Origin of the sequence: Micromonospora sp. WMMD964 (genome assembly GCF_029581455.1) — a bacterium.
Taxonomy (GTDB): Bacteria; Actinomycetota; Actinomycetes; order Mycobacteriales; family Micromonosporaceae; genus Micromonospora.
In genome coordinates, this window is record NZ_CP120860.1 from 3,001,062 (window position 1) to 3,016,775 (window position 15,714).

Sequence of the window (15,714 nt, forward strand, 5' to 3'; positions counted from 1 at the left end):
CCATGGGGTCGCTTCGGCTCGCCTACTTGTTCGTGGCTGCGGCCTGCGCGGCGGCCAGCGCCTCTCCCGGTGACTTCCCGCCGCTGAGGGCCGCCTGCACCGCGGTCCACAGCGATTCGGAGATCTTCGGGTACTTCGTGCCGAGGTTGTCGCCGGTGCGACCCTTGGCCGCCCGAACCGCCTCGACCCAGACCTTGAGCTTGGGGTCCGCCGTCGCCTGCCGATCCTGGACGGCGGCGACGGGTGCGACGTAGGAGAGGGTGGTGTCGGTGGTGAGGAGATTGTCGGCGCTGGTCAGGCAGGCGACGAGCTTTTGCGAGGTGTCGTACCGTCCGGTGTTCTCCTGCACCGGGATGGAGACGAACTCACCGCCGGTGGGTGCCGGGGCGGGCCCGCCCGCGCTGGCCGGGATCGCGATCGTGCCGTACGCGAAGCCGAGCTTCTCCGCGTTGGCCAGCTGCCAGGTGCCGTTCTCGGCGAAGGCGTAGTCGCCGGTGGCGAACTCCTGCCAACTCGTGGTCTGGGTGTTGTTGATGACCGAGTTCGGTGCGTGGCCCTGCTTGAGCCAGTCCGTCCAGAGGTTCAGCGCGGCCACCGCCTGCGGTGAGTCCAGACTGGTCAGTTGGGCGCCGGCTCCCCAGAACCAGGGCAGGAACTGGAAGCTGCCCTCCTCGGTGCCGATCGCGGAGAAGGTGATGCCCTTCTTCCCCTTGGCCTTGACCTTGCCCAGCGCCTCGTTCAGCGAGGCCCAGTCCGTGACGGCGGCGGGGTCGACACCGGCGGCGGTGAGGACCTCCTTGTTGTAGTAGAGGGCGAGGGTGTTCGCGCCGATCGGCACCCCGTACGTCTTGCCCTCGCTCTGGCCCGCGCCGAGCAGGTTCTTCTCCATCGACGACACGTCGAGCTTGTTGTCGTCGGTGGTGGTGAGCGCGCCGGCCTCGGCCAGTGTCGAGATGACCGGGTTGTCGACGATCAGCACGTCCGGCGAGTTTCCCTGCTGGGCGGCGAGCAGCGCCTTGTTGGTGAGGTCGGTGGTGTCGTAGCCGGTCCGCTCGACCGTCACACCGGCCGAGGTGCCGCACTTCTTGAGCAGCGCGACCCACTCGGAGTCGTCGGCGAACTGGGGGTACGGGTCCCAGACGAGGTAGGCCCCGCCGTCGGCGGGCTGATCTGAGGACGACGAGCAGGCGCTGCCGGCCGCTGCGGCGAGGGCTATCACGGCGACGGCGGCCAGGCGCCGCCGACGACTGAGTCCGGTCATGTGGTGCCTCACTTCGAGTCGATCGTCAGGGGTGGGGTGGTGTGACAGTCGCGGGTCGGGCGGAGCCCGATCATGAGGCGAATCGATTCGACGAATCGGTTCGCACGAAGATAAGGCGGTCCGCAACCGGTGGTCAAGAGATCAGCGGGCGGACGCGGAAACACAGCCTTCATCCGGCTGTCAATTCATTGACACGGTTCAGTGCCCGGTCCTACGATCCGTGCGAATCGATTCGCAAGTGCTGCCTCCGGAGAGCGTCCCCCACGCCCCACCAAGGAGCCGCCCGTGAAAACCCCGTCCCGCGGCAGGTCAGGACGAGCCGGTGCGATCGTCGCCCGACTCGTGGTCGGTCTGCTCGCCGCCACGACCGCCGTCGCCGTCGCCCCGTCCCCCGCCCAGGCCGCCGACGAGTCGATCAGCGTCAACTTCTCCTCGACCAGCGGTGCGCCGACCTACCGCGCCTCCGGCTGGATCTACGGCATGACCGAGAACGCCAGCGGTCCGGCCGACCACTTCTACCGGGACGTCAAGTTCCAGTACATGCGTGCCGGCGGCGCACAGCTTCCGGGCAGCGGCTGGGTCGGCGGGACCTACGACCGCCGTTGGAACTCCACCCTCGCCCAGGCGCGTCGGACCAACGCCCTCGGCGGGCAGTTCATCATCCTGCCGCACGACCTGTGGGGTGCCGACGGCGCGGGGATCTCACGCTTCCCCGGCGACAACGGCAACTGGACCGACTACGACAACTTCCTGACCCGCCTGATCGGCGACGTCCGGGCGTCCGGGCTGTCGGTGCAGTGGGACATCTGGAACGAACCCAACATCACCATCTTCTGGAACCGCCCGATCTCGCAGTACCTCGAACTGTGGCGCCGGACCTACCAGCGCATCCGGGCGGAGTTCCCCAGCCAGCTCATCGTCGGGCCGAGCTGCGCCTGCGTGCCGTCGACCACGCACACCTTCTGGAACCAGTACCTGGACTTCGTCCGCTCGACCAACACGGTGCCGGACATCATCAGCTGGCACTCGCTGCCGGGCGACCCGGTCGCGAACGTCGCCGCGGCCAACGCCACCCTCGACCCGCGCGGCATCGCCCACCCGCGTCCGTACCAGATCAACGAGTACGGCGCCCCCGACGAGCAGAACCCGGCCGACGGCGCGTGGTACATCGCGCGTCTGGAGCGGGCCCGGGCGGACGGCCTGCGGGCGAACTGGGCCAGCGGAGGAAGTCTGCACAACGACCTCGGCAACCTGTTGATCCGTAACTCGGCCGGACAGCACCAGCCCAAGGGCGAGTGGTGGAACTACCGTTTCTACGCCTCGCAGACCGGGCAGATCGTCGGGGTGACCCCGAGTCAGTCGTTCGACGCGTACGCCACGAAGACGACCGGCTCGGCGAAGGTCCTGGTCGGTGGTGGTCGTACCACCGGGAACCTGACCGTCAACCTGCAACGCCTGGACACGACCAGCGGCATCGTGCAGAACAACCAGGTCCGGGTGCTCACCCAGCGCATCCCGCACAACAACGGCGGTGCCGTCCAGGGGCCGATCACGGTCTCCAACAGCGTGGTGAACGTGTCCAACAACAACGCCACCGTCACCCTGCCGTACTCCAACCAGACCGACACCTACACCCTCACACTGCTGCCGCCCGCGGAGGGCGGCTTCCAGTCGGTGGCCGTGGCGCAGCACTCCCAGCAGTGCCTGAACAACCCCGGGCAGAGCGCCGCCGACGGCAACGTCCAGCAGCAGAACATCTGCGACGGCGGTGACCAGCAGCTCTGGAACTTCCGGCCGGTCGCCGGTGTGGCCAACACGTACACCGTGGTCAACCAGCAGAGCGGCAAGTGCCTCGACGTCAGCGGCGTGTCCACCGCCGACGGCGCGGCCGTGCACCAGTGGACCTGCCTCAACAGCTCCAACCAGCAGTTCACGCTGCGCAAGGTGACGTACTCGGGCAACGACTCGCACGACTACCAACTCGTCGCCCGACACAGTGGCAAGTGTGTCGATGTCAACGCGGTCTCCACGGCGGCCGGCGCGCTGGTCCACCAGTGGACCTGTCGGGCGGTCAGCCAGGGCAGCCCGTTGAACCAGACGTGGCGGCTGCTGGGGCGGTAGATGCCTCGGGGGAGGTGATGCGCCGGCCGCCCGACGAGCGGCCGGCGCACCACCCGCCGACAACATTCATTGACATGAATGAAACAAAGATCCTACCATTTCTTGCGAATCGATTCGCCGACACCACCCTCGCCCTGGCGCGTCGACAATCCCCCACCTCCGCGACTCCGAGGAGCACCTCGTGCGAACCCCGTCCCCCGGTGGGCCCGCAACGGCCCCCGACCCCGTCCCGAGACGCCGCCGAGCCCGACGTCTGACCTTTCTGGCCGCTGCCCTGGTCGGCGTCCTCGTCGGCTACGGCACCACGCCCGCCACCTCACCCTTCGCCGCCGAAGCCGCCGCGGCCGTGTCCGCGGCGATCGAGCCGGGACAGAGCACCACCATCGTCGGAACGCAGTCCGGTCGCTGTCTCGAGGTGCCGAACTCCAGCACCACCAACGGCACCCAGACCCAACTGTGGGACTGCAACGGCAGCGCCGGACAGACCTGGACCTGGACGTCGAGCAGGCAGCTCACGGTGTACGGCAACAAGTGCCTGGACGCCAACGGCCGGGGCACCACCAACGGCACGCAGGTGATCATCTGGGACTGCAACGGTCAGAACAACCAGCAGTGGAACGTCAACAGCAACGGCACCATCACCGGCGTGCAGTCCGGGCTCTGCCTCGACGCCAACGCCGCCGCCACCGCGAACGGCACCAAGATCATCCTCTGGGCCTGCAACGGCGGCGCGAACCAGCAGTGGAGCTCGCCGAGCACCCCGCCGACGACGCCACCGCCGACCACCCCACCGCCGAGCGGGGCGCGCCCGTGCGACATCTACGCCTCCGGCGGCACCCCGTGCATCGCGGCGCACAGCACGACGCGGGCACTCTTCGCGGCGTACTCCGGGAACCTCTACCAGGTGCGGCGCTCGTCGGACAACACGACCCGCAACATCGCGGTGTCTGCCGCGGGCGGCACCGCCGTCGCGGCCACGCAGGACTCCTTCTGCGCCGGTACCACCTGCGTGATCACCGTCGTCTTCGACCAGTCCGGTCGCGGGAACGACCTCTGGTACCAGGGATCCAGCGTGGTGCCGGGCTCACCGCAGAGCAAGCCGGCGATCGCCACGTCGGAGTCGCTGACGGTGGGCGGGGCCAAGGCGTACTCGCTCTACATCAACCCGGGCAACAGTTACTGGCGCGACGGGCACCTCACCGGAGTGCCGACCGGCGCCGCTCCCGAGGGCATGTACATGGTCACCAGCGGCACCCACGTCAACAGCGGGTGCTGCTTCGACTACGGCAACAGCGAGACGACGCGCAAAGCCGACGCCGCCGGGGCGATGGACGCCATCAACTTCAGCAAGCAGTGCTGGTTCGGCGGTTGCTCCGGCAGCGGCCCGTGGGTGCAGGCGGACCTGGAGTGGGGCCTCTTCCCGGGTGGCAGCCAGACCTGGAACCCGAATCAGCGCGCGTTCACCAGCAAGTTCGTCACCGCGACGCTGAAGAACAACGGCACCACCCGGTTCGCCATCAAGGGCAGCGACGCGCAGTCCGGCAGCCTCTACACGCTGTACGACGGCTCGCTCCCGCCGGGGTACAGCCCGATGAAGAAGCAGGGCGCGATCATCCTGGGCAGTGGTGGTGACTGCTGCAAGCCCGACGGCGGCGCGAACCTGAGCGCCGGCACCTTCTACGAGGGCGCGATGGTCGCCGGCTATCCGTCCGACGCGACCGAGAACGCGGTGCAGGCCAACGTGGTGGGCGCCGGTTACCGCTGACCCGGCGACGCCGGAACGAGTCGTGCGCCGGTCACCACGCAGGTGGTGACCGGCGCACGGTCTCGTCGACGCCGGCCCGGTCTCAGGCGATGGCGCAGGACGCACCGTTGAGGGCGAACGAGGACGGCCGGCCGTTGTTACCGCTGTGGCCGGCCTGGAAACCGATCGTCACCGAACCGTTGACGGGGATACCGCCGTTGTAGGCGACGTTGCGGGCCGTCACCTGCCCGGAGTTGGGCGAGTAGGTGGCGTTCCAGCCCGAGGTGATCGTCTGCCCGCTCGGCAGGGTGAAGACCAGGGACCAGCCGTTGACGGCACTGGTGCCGGTGTTGGTGATGGTGATGTTCTCGGTCAGGCCGTTGTTCCAGGCGTTGATGGCGACGGTCACCCGGCACGCGCCGTTGGTCGGCGGCGGCGTGGTCGGGGGAGGGGTGGTCGGGGTCGGGGTGGTCGGCGGCGGCGTCGTGGGGTTGGTCAGGCCGAAGAACTGCAGGGCGGCGGCTGCCATCCCGCCGGACGGCAGGCTGTGCCCGGCACCCTGGATGCTGTACGCCTCGACCTGCACGGTGCCGCTGGTGTCGGCGTACCGACGCCGGTTCCAGTTGGCCTGGGGAGTGTCGGTGGAGGTGGGTGTCTGGCTCAGGCCGAACACGTTCGTCCACTGCTCGATCGTCTCCTGCAGCAGCGAGTACGGCACGAGCGTGTCGTTGGTGCCGTGCCAGAGCTGCACGCGTGGGCGCGGTCCGGAGTAGCCGGGGTACGCCTGGCGCACGGCGTCGCCCCACTGCTGCGGCGTACGGTTCATGTTCCCGCCGGTGCACTGGCTGCTGCCCGGCGGGTAGTCCGCCGCGTTGGCGAAGCAGTTGAACGGCACGCCCATGAACGCGGCGCCGGCCTTGAACACGTCGGGGTAGAGCGCCAGCATGTGGTTGGTCATCATGCCGCCGGACGAGCTGCCGGTGGCGTAGACCCGGTCCGGGTCGGCCGCGTACTGCTGCTGCACGTACCGGATCATGGAGATGATCGACACCGGGTCACTGCCCCCGCCACGCCGCTTGGCGGCGTCCGACCAGGTGTCGAAGCAGTTGCCGAAGCCGGCCTGCTGGGTGGCGGACGGGTAGATCACGATGTACCCGTAGCGGTCGGCGAGGCCGGCGAACTCGCTCCCGGAGTAGAAGCCGGGGCCGGAGCCGCCGCAGCCGTGCATGGCCACCACTGTCGCCGGCCTGGCCGGGCGGTTGTCCGGCACGTAGACGTGCATACGCATCCGCCCCGGGTTGTCCCCGAAGCTGGTCACCTCGGTCAGCGACGCCGCGTACGCGGGTCGGAACGCGGGGACCACCAGGCCGGCCGTCACCAGTGGCACGGCGAGCGCGAGCAGCAGTTTTCTCTTGATTGTCAACGGACGACTCCTTCGATTGCCGGTGCGGCTGGGATTGGTCGCGCGATCCGCCGGCGGGTGCGCCCGGTGCCCGCCTGATCGCGCCTGCCCGCTACCTGTGGTCTGCCCTGCCTCTGCCCGGCTCCGGACGGCATTGCATGGCAATTAGTGTTCCCCTCGGACCGACAAGTGTCAATCGAAGTCTCTCTATCGCGGGCCGGTCCCGGAAGTCCGCCCGGCGGTGCTCCGTCTACAGTCGTCACACCGTCCCTGAAGAGCACGGAGCGCCTGTGGCAAGCCCGTTCGACATCGACGAGATCTATCCGGACGACGGAGATCACGAGCTCCGGCTGCCCCGGCGGCAGGCGGGCAACTCACCCCAGGGGGTCGCCGTGACCCTGCTGGCGGACTACACCCTGCGGACCCGTGTCCCGCTCCCGTCCGCCGCCATCGTGGCGCTGCTCGGCGAGACCGGCGTGACGACCGCCGGTGCGCGCACCGCGATCAGCCGGCTGGCCCGCCGCGGCGTCCTGGAGGGCAGTCGACTGGGACGCCGCAGCTCGTACCGGCTGAGCCGCGGCGCGGCTGCCAGCCTCTCCGCGGGGGCGCACTGGATCCTCACCTCCACCACCTCGACGGTGCGATGGGACGGGTGCTGGACCGTCGTCGCCTTCTCGCTGCCGCAGGAGTTGAGCGCACGACGGCGGGCCCTGCGGGCGCAACTGCGATGGCTCGGCTACGCGCCGTTGTACGACGGGCTGTGGATCTCACCACGCGAGCTGAGCGGTCCGGCTCGCGCGCGACTCGACCAGCTCACTCTCGGTGCCGTGACGGTGTTTCGCGGACGGCAGGTTCCGCTCGGCTCGGCCATTCACCGTGCCCCTATCGAGGCCTGGGACGTCGAGGCGATCAGCCGGAGCTACGACGCGTTCCTCCGACGCTGGACGCCGCTGCTGCCCGGGGTGGTGTCCGGGGAGGTCGACGGTGCCGCCGCGGTGCGGGCCCGCACCGAGATCATGGACACCTTCCGGCGGTTCCCGGTACTGGATCCGCAGTTGCCGGTGGAACTCCTTCCCGAGGGGTGGCTCCGGCGGCCGGCGCAGGAGTTGTTCGCGGCCGTCTACGATGGCCTCGCCGCGCCCGCCGAGCGACACGTCCGCGCGGTCGTCGCCCGGTTCGCCGACGGCACGCAACCCGGCATTCGGGCGCACACCACGGCCGACATGCTCGCCGGGGTACGCGTCGAGGCGAACCTGGCCGAGCGGGGGCACGGCGGCGCCGCCGGCTGACGAGAGCGTCCTGGAGCTTGCCGCCGCATCGTGCTTGACACTCGACGTCGCCGCCGACCGCGCTCGGTCTCGCTTGCTAGCTGTGAGCGATAACAGGGCCACCCTCAGGCGTCTTCCGGTGGTGTCGCAGCGCGGCCGATCCGGCGGGCCACGTGGCGAATGACGGCGATCCTCGCAGGCGGTCGATGGTGAGCGAGGTGAGGCGTTCCGGCGCGTGGGCGTGAACGGCTCGTTTCGTCTTGACGAACGGCATGTTATCGCTCACCCTCGATATCGAGGATTGTCGTTTCGTGGGGCTCACCGGGCGAGCACTGCGGGTCGTGCCTCGCATCTCGGCGTCCCCTCCGGGCCGGTGGACGTCACCTCAGGGCTCCCGGCTGCGCCGGCGAACGCCTTCCCCGACCGCGTGCGCCGCACCAGGCGGCCGTCCTGATCGAAGTGGCACATCACCACCACCGATGCAACCACTGAAAAGGAACGACATGAAATCACGCAGAACGTTGCTGGCGGCGGCGACCCTCGCCGTCGCCCTCACCACCGGTATGACCGTGGCGCTGACTCCCGCAGCCGGTGCCGGCACGACCCTGAAGGCGGCCGCCGCCGAGAAGGGCCGCTACTTCGGTGCGGCTGTCGCTGTCAACAAGCTGTCGACAAGCGCGTACACGACCATCCTGAACCGCGAGTTCAACGATGTCGTGGCCGAGAACGAGATGAAGTGGAGCTCCACCGAGCCGCAACAGAACACCTTCACCTTCGCCAGTGGTGACCGCCTGGTCAGCCACGCGCAGGCCAACGGCATGGGCGTGCGGGGTCACACGTTGTTGTGGCACGCGCAGCAGCCGGGGTGGGCGCAGGGTATGTCGGGCAGCGCGTTGCGCAGCGCGATGATCAACCACGTCACCCGGGTCGCGACGCACTACCGGGGGAAGATCCACTCGTGGGATGTGGTGAACGAGGCGTTCGCCGACGGTGGTTCGGGTGGGCGTCGTGACTCGAATCTGCAGCGTACGGGTAATGACTGGATCGAGGCGGCGTTCCGGGCGGCGGACGCGGCGGATCCGGGTGCGAAGTTGTGTTACAACGACTACAACACCGACGGGATCAACGCGAAGTCGACCGGGATCTACAACATGGTGCGGGACTTCAAGTCCCGTGGTGTGCCGATCGACTGTGTGGGGTTCCAGTCGCACCTGGGCACCTCGTTGGCGTCCGACTACCAGGCCAACCTGCAGCGGTTCGCCGACCTCGGTGTGGACGTGCAGATCACCGAGCTGGACGTGATGACCGGTGGCAACCAGGCCAACATCTACGCTGCCGTCACCCGCGCCTGCCTGGCCGTCTCCCGCTGCACCGGCATCACCACCTGGGGCGTGCGCGACTGTGACTCGTGGCGTGGCTCGGACAACGCGTTGCTGTTCGACTGCAACGGCAACAAGAAGGCCGCGTACAACGCCGTCCTGGACGCCCTCAACGGCGGCTCCACCCCACCCACCACGCCCCCGCCGGGCTCCGGCGTGGACACCAGCGCCTGGTACGTGTTGCTCAACCGGAACAGCGGCAAGGCGCTGGACCTGTACGCCTCGGCGACCAACGACGGCGCGCGGATCAGCCAGTGGTCGCGGAACAACGGCACCAACCAGCAGTGGCAGTTCGTCGACTCGGGGAGCGGCTACTACCGGCTGAAGTCCCGGCACTCCGGCAAGGTGCTGGACGTCTACAACTTCTCCACCGCCGACGGCGCGGCGATCGTGCAGTGGAGTGACGGTAACGGCACCAACCAGCAGTTCCGCATCGCCAACTCGTCGGACGGTTACCTGCGTCTGCTCAACCGCAACAGCGGTAAGGCCATCGAGGTGCAGGGCGCGTCCACCGCGGACGGCGGCAACATCGTCCAGTACGCCGACTGGGGTGGCACCAACCAGCAGTGGCAGTTGGTCCGGATCGGATAGCGACCGGACGAGTCAGGTGACAAGGACGGCGGCCCGCCCCCACCCGGGGCGGGCCGCTCTTTGTGCCCGCTGGGGAGGTGCCGCTCGCCCGATCGGCGCCGCCCCACCGTCCATCGACTGTGAGCGATAACAAGAGCTACGTCAAGTCACTGGGCCGTCGCGGCGCGAAGCGCAGAGAGCCGCTACCAGCGCCCATGCTGCCGCCCGTGGAGAACCTCGCGAAATCGACGTCAATCGTTTGACGTATGACGTCGTTAACGCTAATTTTCACCCGCGGACCACCTGGCTGCCCGGAGCCGGAGGGTGCCGCGTACCCGGCGCGGGCCTGCTCCACATCCGGTCCGTGGCCTGGGCCACGGCCGCTCGGCGGCGGCCGCGTCTCGTCCGCATACCCCTCAGACGTGCTGACGCCACCACCAGTCGCCGGCACGCACCCCAGGGCACTCCCATGCGTTCTGCTCGTGGGCGGCCCCGATCGAAGGAGTGGACCATGAAGGTCATCGGTGAGGCTCGTCCCGCCTCCCCAACACGGCATCGCTGGCGGTCAGGGTTGGCCACGGCGGCGGCCGCGGTCATGGCGGCCAGCGCGCTGGTCGCGGTCAACCAGGCCCCCGCGGCGGCGGCCACCGTGGACACCAATGCCTGGTACGTCCTGGTCAACCGCAACAGCGGCAAGGCGCTCGACCTGTACGCCTCGGCCACCAACGACGGCGCGCGGATCAGCCAGTGGACCCGCAACAACGGTGCCAACCAGCAGTGGCAGTTCGTCGACTCGGGAGGCGGCTTCTACCGGGTGAAGTCCCGGCACTCCGGCAAGGTCCTCGACGTCAGTGGTTTCTCGACCGCCGACGGCGGTGCGATCGTGCAGTGGTCCGACCTCAACGGGACCAACCAGCAGTTCCGGCTGGCCGACTCGGACGGCGGCCATGTGCGACTGATCAGCCGGCACAGCAGCAAGGCGGTGGAGGTGCAGGGTGCCTCCACGGCCGACGGCGGCAACATCGTGCAGTACGCCGACCACGGCGGTGCCAACCAGCAGTGGCAGCTCGTCCGCACCGACGGCGGCACCACCCCGCCACCGACCGGCGGCAGCGGCTGCGGCAAGGCGCCGACCCTGTCCAGTGGTACGCACACGATCCAGAGCAACGGCAAGAGTCGGACGTTCACCCTGCGGGTGCCGGCCAACTACAACAACAGCAACCCCTACCGGCTGATCTTCGCGTTCCACTGGCGGGGCGGCACCATGCAGGACGTCTCCTCCGGCGGCACCAGTGGAACGCCGTGGTCCTACTACGGGCAGCAGGAGCAGTCGAACAACAGCGCGATCCTGGTCGCGCCCCAGGGCTTGGGCAACGGCTGGGGCAACTCCGGCGGTGAGGACATCGTCTTCGTCGACGACATGATCAGCCGGATCGAGAGCAGCCTCTGTGTCAACCCGCGGCAGCGGTTCGCGCTCGGCTTCAGCTGGGGTGGGGGCATGAGCTACGCCATCGCCTGTGCCCGGGCCACCGTCTTCCGGGCGGTCGCGGTCATCTCCGGCGGGCAGATCAGTGGGTGCAGTGGCGGGACGCAGCCCATCGCGTACTTCGGCCTGCACGGCATCTCGGACAACGTCCTGAGCATCTCCCAGGGCAGGGCGCTGCGCGACACGTTCGTGCGCAACAACGGGTGCACCGCCCAGAACCCGCCCGAGCCGGGGGCGGGCAGCCGCACCCACATCACCACCGCCTACTCGGGCTGCCGGTCCGGGTACCCCGTGCAGTGGGCCGCGTACGACAACGGCCACATGCCCGGCCCGGTGGACGGCACCTACGCCGAGAGTGGGATCACGACCTGGACCAAGGGTGAGATCTGGAGGTTCTTCTCGCAGTTCTCCTGACCCCGGTCGCCGGCGAGTCCGGCGCTGACGTCGGCGGCAGCGTCCGCTCCCGTGCCCGGGGGTGTGGCGCTGCCGCTCAGCGTTGCAGACGAACCGGCTTGCCCGAACCGCTGCGGCGGACCAACCAGGCTTCGGTGATGTGGGTGAACATCGCCTCGGCGGCGCCCTCGGAGTCGTGGGCGGCGATGCGCTCGTAGATCCGCCGGTGGCCCTTGTTGGACGCCACGCACAGGGAGCGCTCGGTGCGGCCCATGTAGCTGGCGGTGTTGATGACCTGGCTCTCCAGCGCGCGTACGACACCGCGGGCGATGCGGTTGCCGGACGCCTGCATGATCGTGTCGTGGAAGGCCCGGTCGTGCTCGTGGTACGTCACGTGGTCGTCGACCAGCTCGTCCATCCCGTCCACCATCTCGCGAAGGCGGTCGATGGTCTCCGCGTCGGCGAGCCGGGCGGCGACGTTCGCCATGTCGGACTCGAGCACGCGTCGGGTGACGACGAGATCGTCCAGGATCGCGAGGCTGTCGTCCTCGGCGATGGTGGCCGCGAGGACGAGCTCATCGAGCATGTCCCACTGTGACGGCGAGGTGACCATGGTGCCGGCACCCTGGCGGACCTGCACCAGCCCTTTCTCCTGAAGGATCTTGACGGCTTCCCGGACGACCGTCCGGCTCACCGAGAAGGTCTCGCAGAGGACCGGCTCGGGAGGCAGGGACGTCCCCGACGGGTGTACGCCACGGACGATGCGTTGCACGAGTTCGGCGGTGACCGCCCGGGCGAGGTTTGTCGGTCGACGGACCCATGCCGGGGTTACCGGACTGTTCAGGGCTGTCTCCTGAGCTGGCGTCATGTCCCCTCCGAATGACCCGCCGTGGCACGACGTCCCCGTCAGTCTACGGCCCGAGTATTGACGTCACACGTCATACGAGTTACTTTCCGATCAACGATGGCAGGCGGTAGCGCCGTCGGCCACCCCACTTTCAAAGGTGACAACTCATGAGACAGCGCGCAATATGGTCGGCCGTCTTCGTTGTTGGACTGGCCTTGACCGGCTGTGGAAGTGCTAGCGACTCGGGCTCGTCCAAGAGTTCCGACGGCAAGTTGGTGGTGTGGGACTGGAAGTCCGGCGAGCCGTTCGCCAAATCGTATCTGGACAAGGCGAAGGCCGACTTCAAGAAGAAGCACGCGGACGTCGAGGTCGAGTTCGTCGCGCAGCCCTTCGACCAGTACTACACATTGCTCGGTGCGGCGATCCAGTCCGGTAAGGGCCCGGACGTCATGATGTTCAACGGCGGGGGCCAGATCCGCGACCGGGTGGACGCGCTGGTGCCGATCACCGACTACGTGGCCGAGGACAAGCAGCGGCTGGCCGGCTGGGACGCGTTCACCAAGGACGGCAAGGTCTACGGCGGTCCGGTGACGCTGCAGGGTTACCCGATCTACTACAACAAGGAGATCTACCGGAAGGCCGGCCTCGACCCGGCCAGCCCGGCCACCACCTGGGACAAGTTCGTCGCGGACTGCGCCGCCGTCACCAAGGCCGGCTCCAAGTGCTTCGCCCTCGGTAACAAGGAGGGCGTCGGCATCCAGTTCTGGCTCTCCAGCATGGGGTCGGTCACCCTGACCGCCGCGGAGTACGACGCCTGGATCACCGGCAAGCGCGACTGGACCTCGCCGAACGTGAAGCGGGTCTTCGAGCTCTGGAAGGAGACCGGAGACAAGAAGATGAACACCGACGGGGCCAACTCGACCGCGATGTTCAACGACTCCTTCGCGGCCTTCCAGTCCGGCAAGGCCGCCCACGTCATGGGCCTCATGTCGGACGTCGGGCACTGGAAGTCCTTCAACGAGTTCCTCACCCCGGAGAAGCTCGGCGTCATGAAGCCCCCGGTCGTCACCGCCGGCACCACCCCGAGCCTGCCGTACGACGGTGGCATCGGCTATGCCGTCGCCAAGTGGACGAAGGACCCGAAGGTGGCCGCCGACCTGGTGCGCTCGCTGACCTCGGCCGAGGCGCTGAAGGCGTTCTACGCCGACGCCGGCGCGATCGCCGCCGACATCACGATCGACGTGTCGCAGGCCGGCCCGGCCGCCTCCACGATCGTGAGCGAACTGAAGACCGGTAAGCCGGCTCTGCACGTCGCGCTCTCCTCGAAGACGATCGACCTCATGGGGCGCCTCTCCCAGCAGCTGCTCAGCGGTTCGATCACCGTCGACGAGGTGGTGAAGCAGTTGGCCGCTTCCGACCAGGCGGGCTGACCTCGTGTCGATCGGAAACACGCAACCGTCGGTTCGCCTGGCTTCGGCCGGGCGGGCCGGCGGCCCGGCTGTCACCTCCTCCGCGCGCAGCGGTGGCACCCGTCCCCGTCGCACCCGGGGCGGCCTGGGGGCCGAGCGCTTCGCCCCCTACATCCTGGTCGCGCCGGCCGTCCTGATCATCGTGGCGCTGCGGCTCTACCCGCTGATCCTCGGAGTCAACTTCTCCTTCACCGGCGACGGTGACCAGAACGGGGAAGCGGTCGGTTTCGGCAACTACCGGGAGTTGTTCGGTGATCCGCTGTTCCGCACCGCGCTGAGCAACGTCGGTCTGCTGGTGCTGCTGCTTCCGGTGGCGGTGGCGATCCCCGGTCTGCTCGCCACGTTCATCTACCTCCGGGTGCCGGGTCACCGTCTCTACCGCAGCGTCTACTTCTTCCCGGCGGTGCTCTCACCGGTCATCGTCGGAGCGATCTTCAACCTGCTGCTCGCCTTCGACGGTCCCGTCAACGCCGTCCTCGGCTCGGTCGGGGCCGGCCCGGTGGACTGGCTCGGTGACCCGGACATCGCGATGTTCGTGGTGGCGGGCGTACACGTCTGGGCCACCTTCGGGATGGCCCTGGTGGTGTTCCTCGCCGGCTTCGCCACGCTCGACTCCGCGCTGCTGGACGCCGCCCGGGTGGACGGGGCGTCACTGCGCCAGGTCGTCTGGCACGTGATCGTCCCGGCCCTCTCGCGGACCATCCAGTTCGTCTTCGTGACCACGATGATCGGGATGCTGACCTCCATGTTCGGGCTGCTGTTCGTCATGACCAGCGGTGGCCCGGAGGGCTCGACGTACCTGCCGGAGTACTACATCTGGATCCAGCAGGGCCAGATGAACCGCCCGGCGCTCGCGTCCGCCGCGTCCACGATCCTTTTCGCGATCATGCTCGTGGTGGGTCTGTTGCAGATCAAGCTGCTCGAACGATCGGGAAAGGTGGACTGATGTCCCGCGTCCGTCTGGGACGATGGATGGTCGCCATCCCGATGTCACTGCTCGCGGTGGCGACGATCTACCCCCTGCTCTTCACCGCCAACGTCGCGTTGAAGACCCGCCGGGACTACATCCTGGACCGGTTCTCCCTCACCAGCACCCTGCACTGGGAGAACATCAGCACGGCGTGGACCAGCGTCGGCATGGGCCGCTACTTCGTCAACTCGCTGGTCGTGGTGGCGTCGTCGGTGCTGCTGCTGCTCCTGATCGGGTCGATGGCCGGCTTCGCGCTGAGCCAGTTGCGGTTCCGTGGCTCGTCGGCATTGTTCCTGGGCTGCCTCGCGGGGCTCTTCATCCCGTTCCAGGTGATCATGGTGCCGCTCGCACGGATCATGGCCGACACCGCGCTGATCGACACGTACCCGGGTCTGATCCTCGTCTACGTGGCCCAGTTCCTGCCCTTCACCGTCTTCCTGATGACGAGCTACTACAAGGGCATCCCACCGGAGATCATCGACGCCGCCCGGATCGACGGCAACACCGTCTACGGCGTGTATCGCCGGATCATGCTGCCCCTGGGCACCCCGGCGCTGTTGTCGGTGGGCATCCTCAACACGCTGTTCTGCTGGAACGACGTCCTCATGGCGCTGGTGATGATGCCCTCGGCCGAGAACCGGACGCTCATGATCGGGGTGACCTCGTTGCGAGGGCAGTACTCCGACAACATCCCGACCTTCGCGTCCGGGGTGCTGATCGCCGCCATACCCGTCCTGTTGGTCTACCTGTTCCTCCAGCGCCAAATCGCCGACGGCGTCGCCGCCGGTTCCACGAAGGGTTGAC

The 15,714-nt window shown here is 68.3% G+C and carries 11 protein-coding genes; 8 read left to right on the top strand and 3 right to left on the bottom strand.

Annotated elements, in window-relative coordinates:
* Window positions 1-22 precede the first annotated feature (22 nt).
* On the bottom strand, window positions 23-1,261 hold the full coding sequence (locus O7616_RS14030) for an extracellular solute-binding protein (RefSeq protein WP_282307187.1): 1,239 nt from the start codon (window positions 1,259-1,261) through the stop codon (window positions 23-25).
* A gap of 285 nt (window positions 1,262-1,546) precedes the next feature.
* Between O7616_RS14030 and O7616_RS14035 the strand changes: the two genes are divergently transcribed.
* Window positions 1,547-3,382: an RICIN domain-containing protein gene (locus O7616_RS14035; RefSeq protein WP_282307188.1), complete on the top strand. Its 1,836-nt coding sequence runs from the start codon at window positions 1,547-1,549 to the stop codon at window positions 3,380-3,382.
* Window positions 3,383-3,563: 181 nt separating this feature from the next.
* On the top strand, window positions 3,564-5,147 hold the full coding sequence (locus O7616_RS14040; RefSeq protein ID WP_282307189.1) for an arabinofuranosidase catalytic domain-containing protein: 1,584 nt from the start codon (window positions 3,564-3,566) through the stop codon (window positions 5,145-5,147).
* Between the two features lie 82 nt (window positions 5,148-5,229).
* Here the strand turns inward: O7616_RS14040 and O7616_RS14045 are convergent, their stop codons facing one another.
* Entirely contained in the window at window positions 5,230-6,549 is a 1,320-nt protein-coding gene (locus O7616_RS14045) for a PHB depolymerase family esterase (protein WP_282307190.1), read from the bottom strand.
* A gap of 269 nt (window positions 6,550-6,818) precedes the next feature.
* Here O7616_RS14045 and O7616_RS14050 point away from each other — a divergent pair, with 269 nt between their 5' ends.
* The 3 genes from O7616_RS14050 to O7616_RS14060 all read left to right on the top strand — a co-directional run bounded on the left by O7616_RS14050 (window position 6,819) and on the right by O7616_RS14060 (window position 11,645).
* Window positions 6,819-7,817, top strand: coding sequence for a PaaX family transcriptional regulator C-terminal domain-containing protein (locus O7616_RS14050; protein WP_282307191.1), 999 nt, complete (start codon window positions 6,819-6,821; stop codon window positions 7,815-7,817).
* 482 nt (window positions 7,818-8,299) lie between these two features.
* Window positions 8,300-9,766 (top strand): endo-1,4-beta-xylanase, encoded by a 1,467-nt coding sequence (locus tag O7616_RS14055; RefSeq protein WP_282307193.1) that lies wholly within the window; start codon window positions 8,300-8,302, stop codon window positions 9,764-9,766.
* 490 nt (window positions 9,767-10,256) lie between these two features.
* Window positions 10,257-11,645: an RICIN domain-containing protein gene (locus tag O7616_RS14060; protein WP_282307194.1), complete on the top strand. Its 1,389-nt coding sequence runs from the start codon at window positions 10,257-10,259 to the stop codon at window positions 11,643-11,645.
* A gap of 76 nt (window positions 11,646-11,721) precedes the next feature.
* Here O7616_RS14060 and O7616_RS14065 read toward each other — a convergent pair whose 3' ends face one another.
* On the bottom strand, window positions 11,722-12,492 hold the full coding sequence (locus O7616_RS14065; RefSeq protein ID WP_282307195.1) for a FadR/GntR family transcriptional regulator: 771 nt from the start codon (window positions 12,490-12,492) through the stop codon (window positions 11,722-11,724).
* A 146-nt stretch (window positions 12,493-12,638) separates the two neighbouring features.
* Here O7616_RS14065 and O7616_RS14070 point away from each other — a divergent pair, with 146 nt between their 5' ends.
* From O7616_RS14070 to O7616_RS14080, 3 genes are read left to right on the top strand one after another with little or no spacing between them, the layout of a single operon-like run.
* On the top strand, window positions 12,639-13,901 hold the full coding sequence (locus tag O7616_RS14070; RefSeq protein WP_282261427.1) for an extracellular solute-binding protein: 1,263 nt from the start codon (window positions 12,639-12,641) through the stop codon (window positions 13,899-13,901).
* A 4-nt stretch (window positions 13,902-13,905) separates the two neighbouring features.
* Window positions 13,906-14,886, top strand: a complete 981-nt coding sequence (locus tag O7616_RS14075; protein ID WP_282307196.1) for a sugar ABC transporter permease — start codon at window positions 13,906-13,908, stop codon at window positions 14,884-14,886.
* The gene (locus O7616_RS14080; RefSeq protein WP_282307197.1) at window positions 14,886-15,713 is read left to right on the top strand and encodes a carbohydrate ABC transporter permease; all 828 of its coding nucleotides are present in this window, start codon (window positions 14,886-14,888) and stop codon (window positions 15,711-15,713) included. Before O7616_RS14075 ends, O7616_RS14080 begins: the two co-directional genes overlap by 1 nt.
* The last annotated feature ends 1 nt before the right edge of the window (window position 15,714 follow it).

Coding starts and splice junctions, on each gene's coding strand:
- O7616_RS14030 (WP_282307187.1), bottom strand. CDS start 1,261: ATGACCGGACTCAGTCGTCGGCGGCGCCTGGCCGCCGTCGCCGTGATA.
- O7616_RS14055 (WP_282307193.1), top strand. CDS start 8,300: ATGAAATCACGCAGAACGTTGCTGGCGGCGGCGACCCTCGCCGTCGCC.
- O7616_RS14060 (WP_282307194.1), top strand. CDS start 10,257: ATGAAGGTCATCGGTGAGGCTCGTCCCGCCTCCCCAACACGGCATCGC.
- O7616_RS14065 (WP_282307195.1), bottom strand. CDS start 12,492: ATGACGCCAGCTCAGGAGACAGCCCTGAACAGTCCGGTAACCCCGGCA.
- O7616_RS14070 (WP_282261427.1), top strand. CDS start 12,639: ATGAGACAGCGCGCAATATGGTCGGCCGTCTTCGTTGTTGGACTGGCC.
- O7616_RS14080 (WP_282307197.1), top strand. CDS start 14,886: ATGTCCCGCGTCCGTCTGGGACGATGGATGGTCGCCATCCCGATGTCA.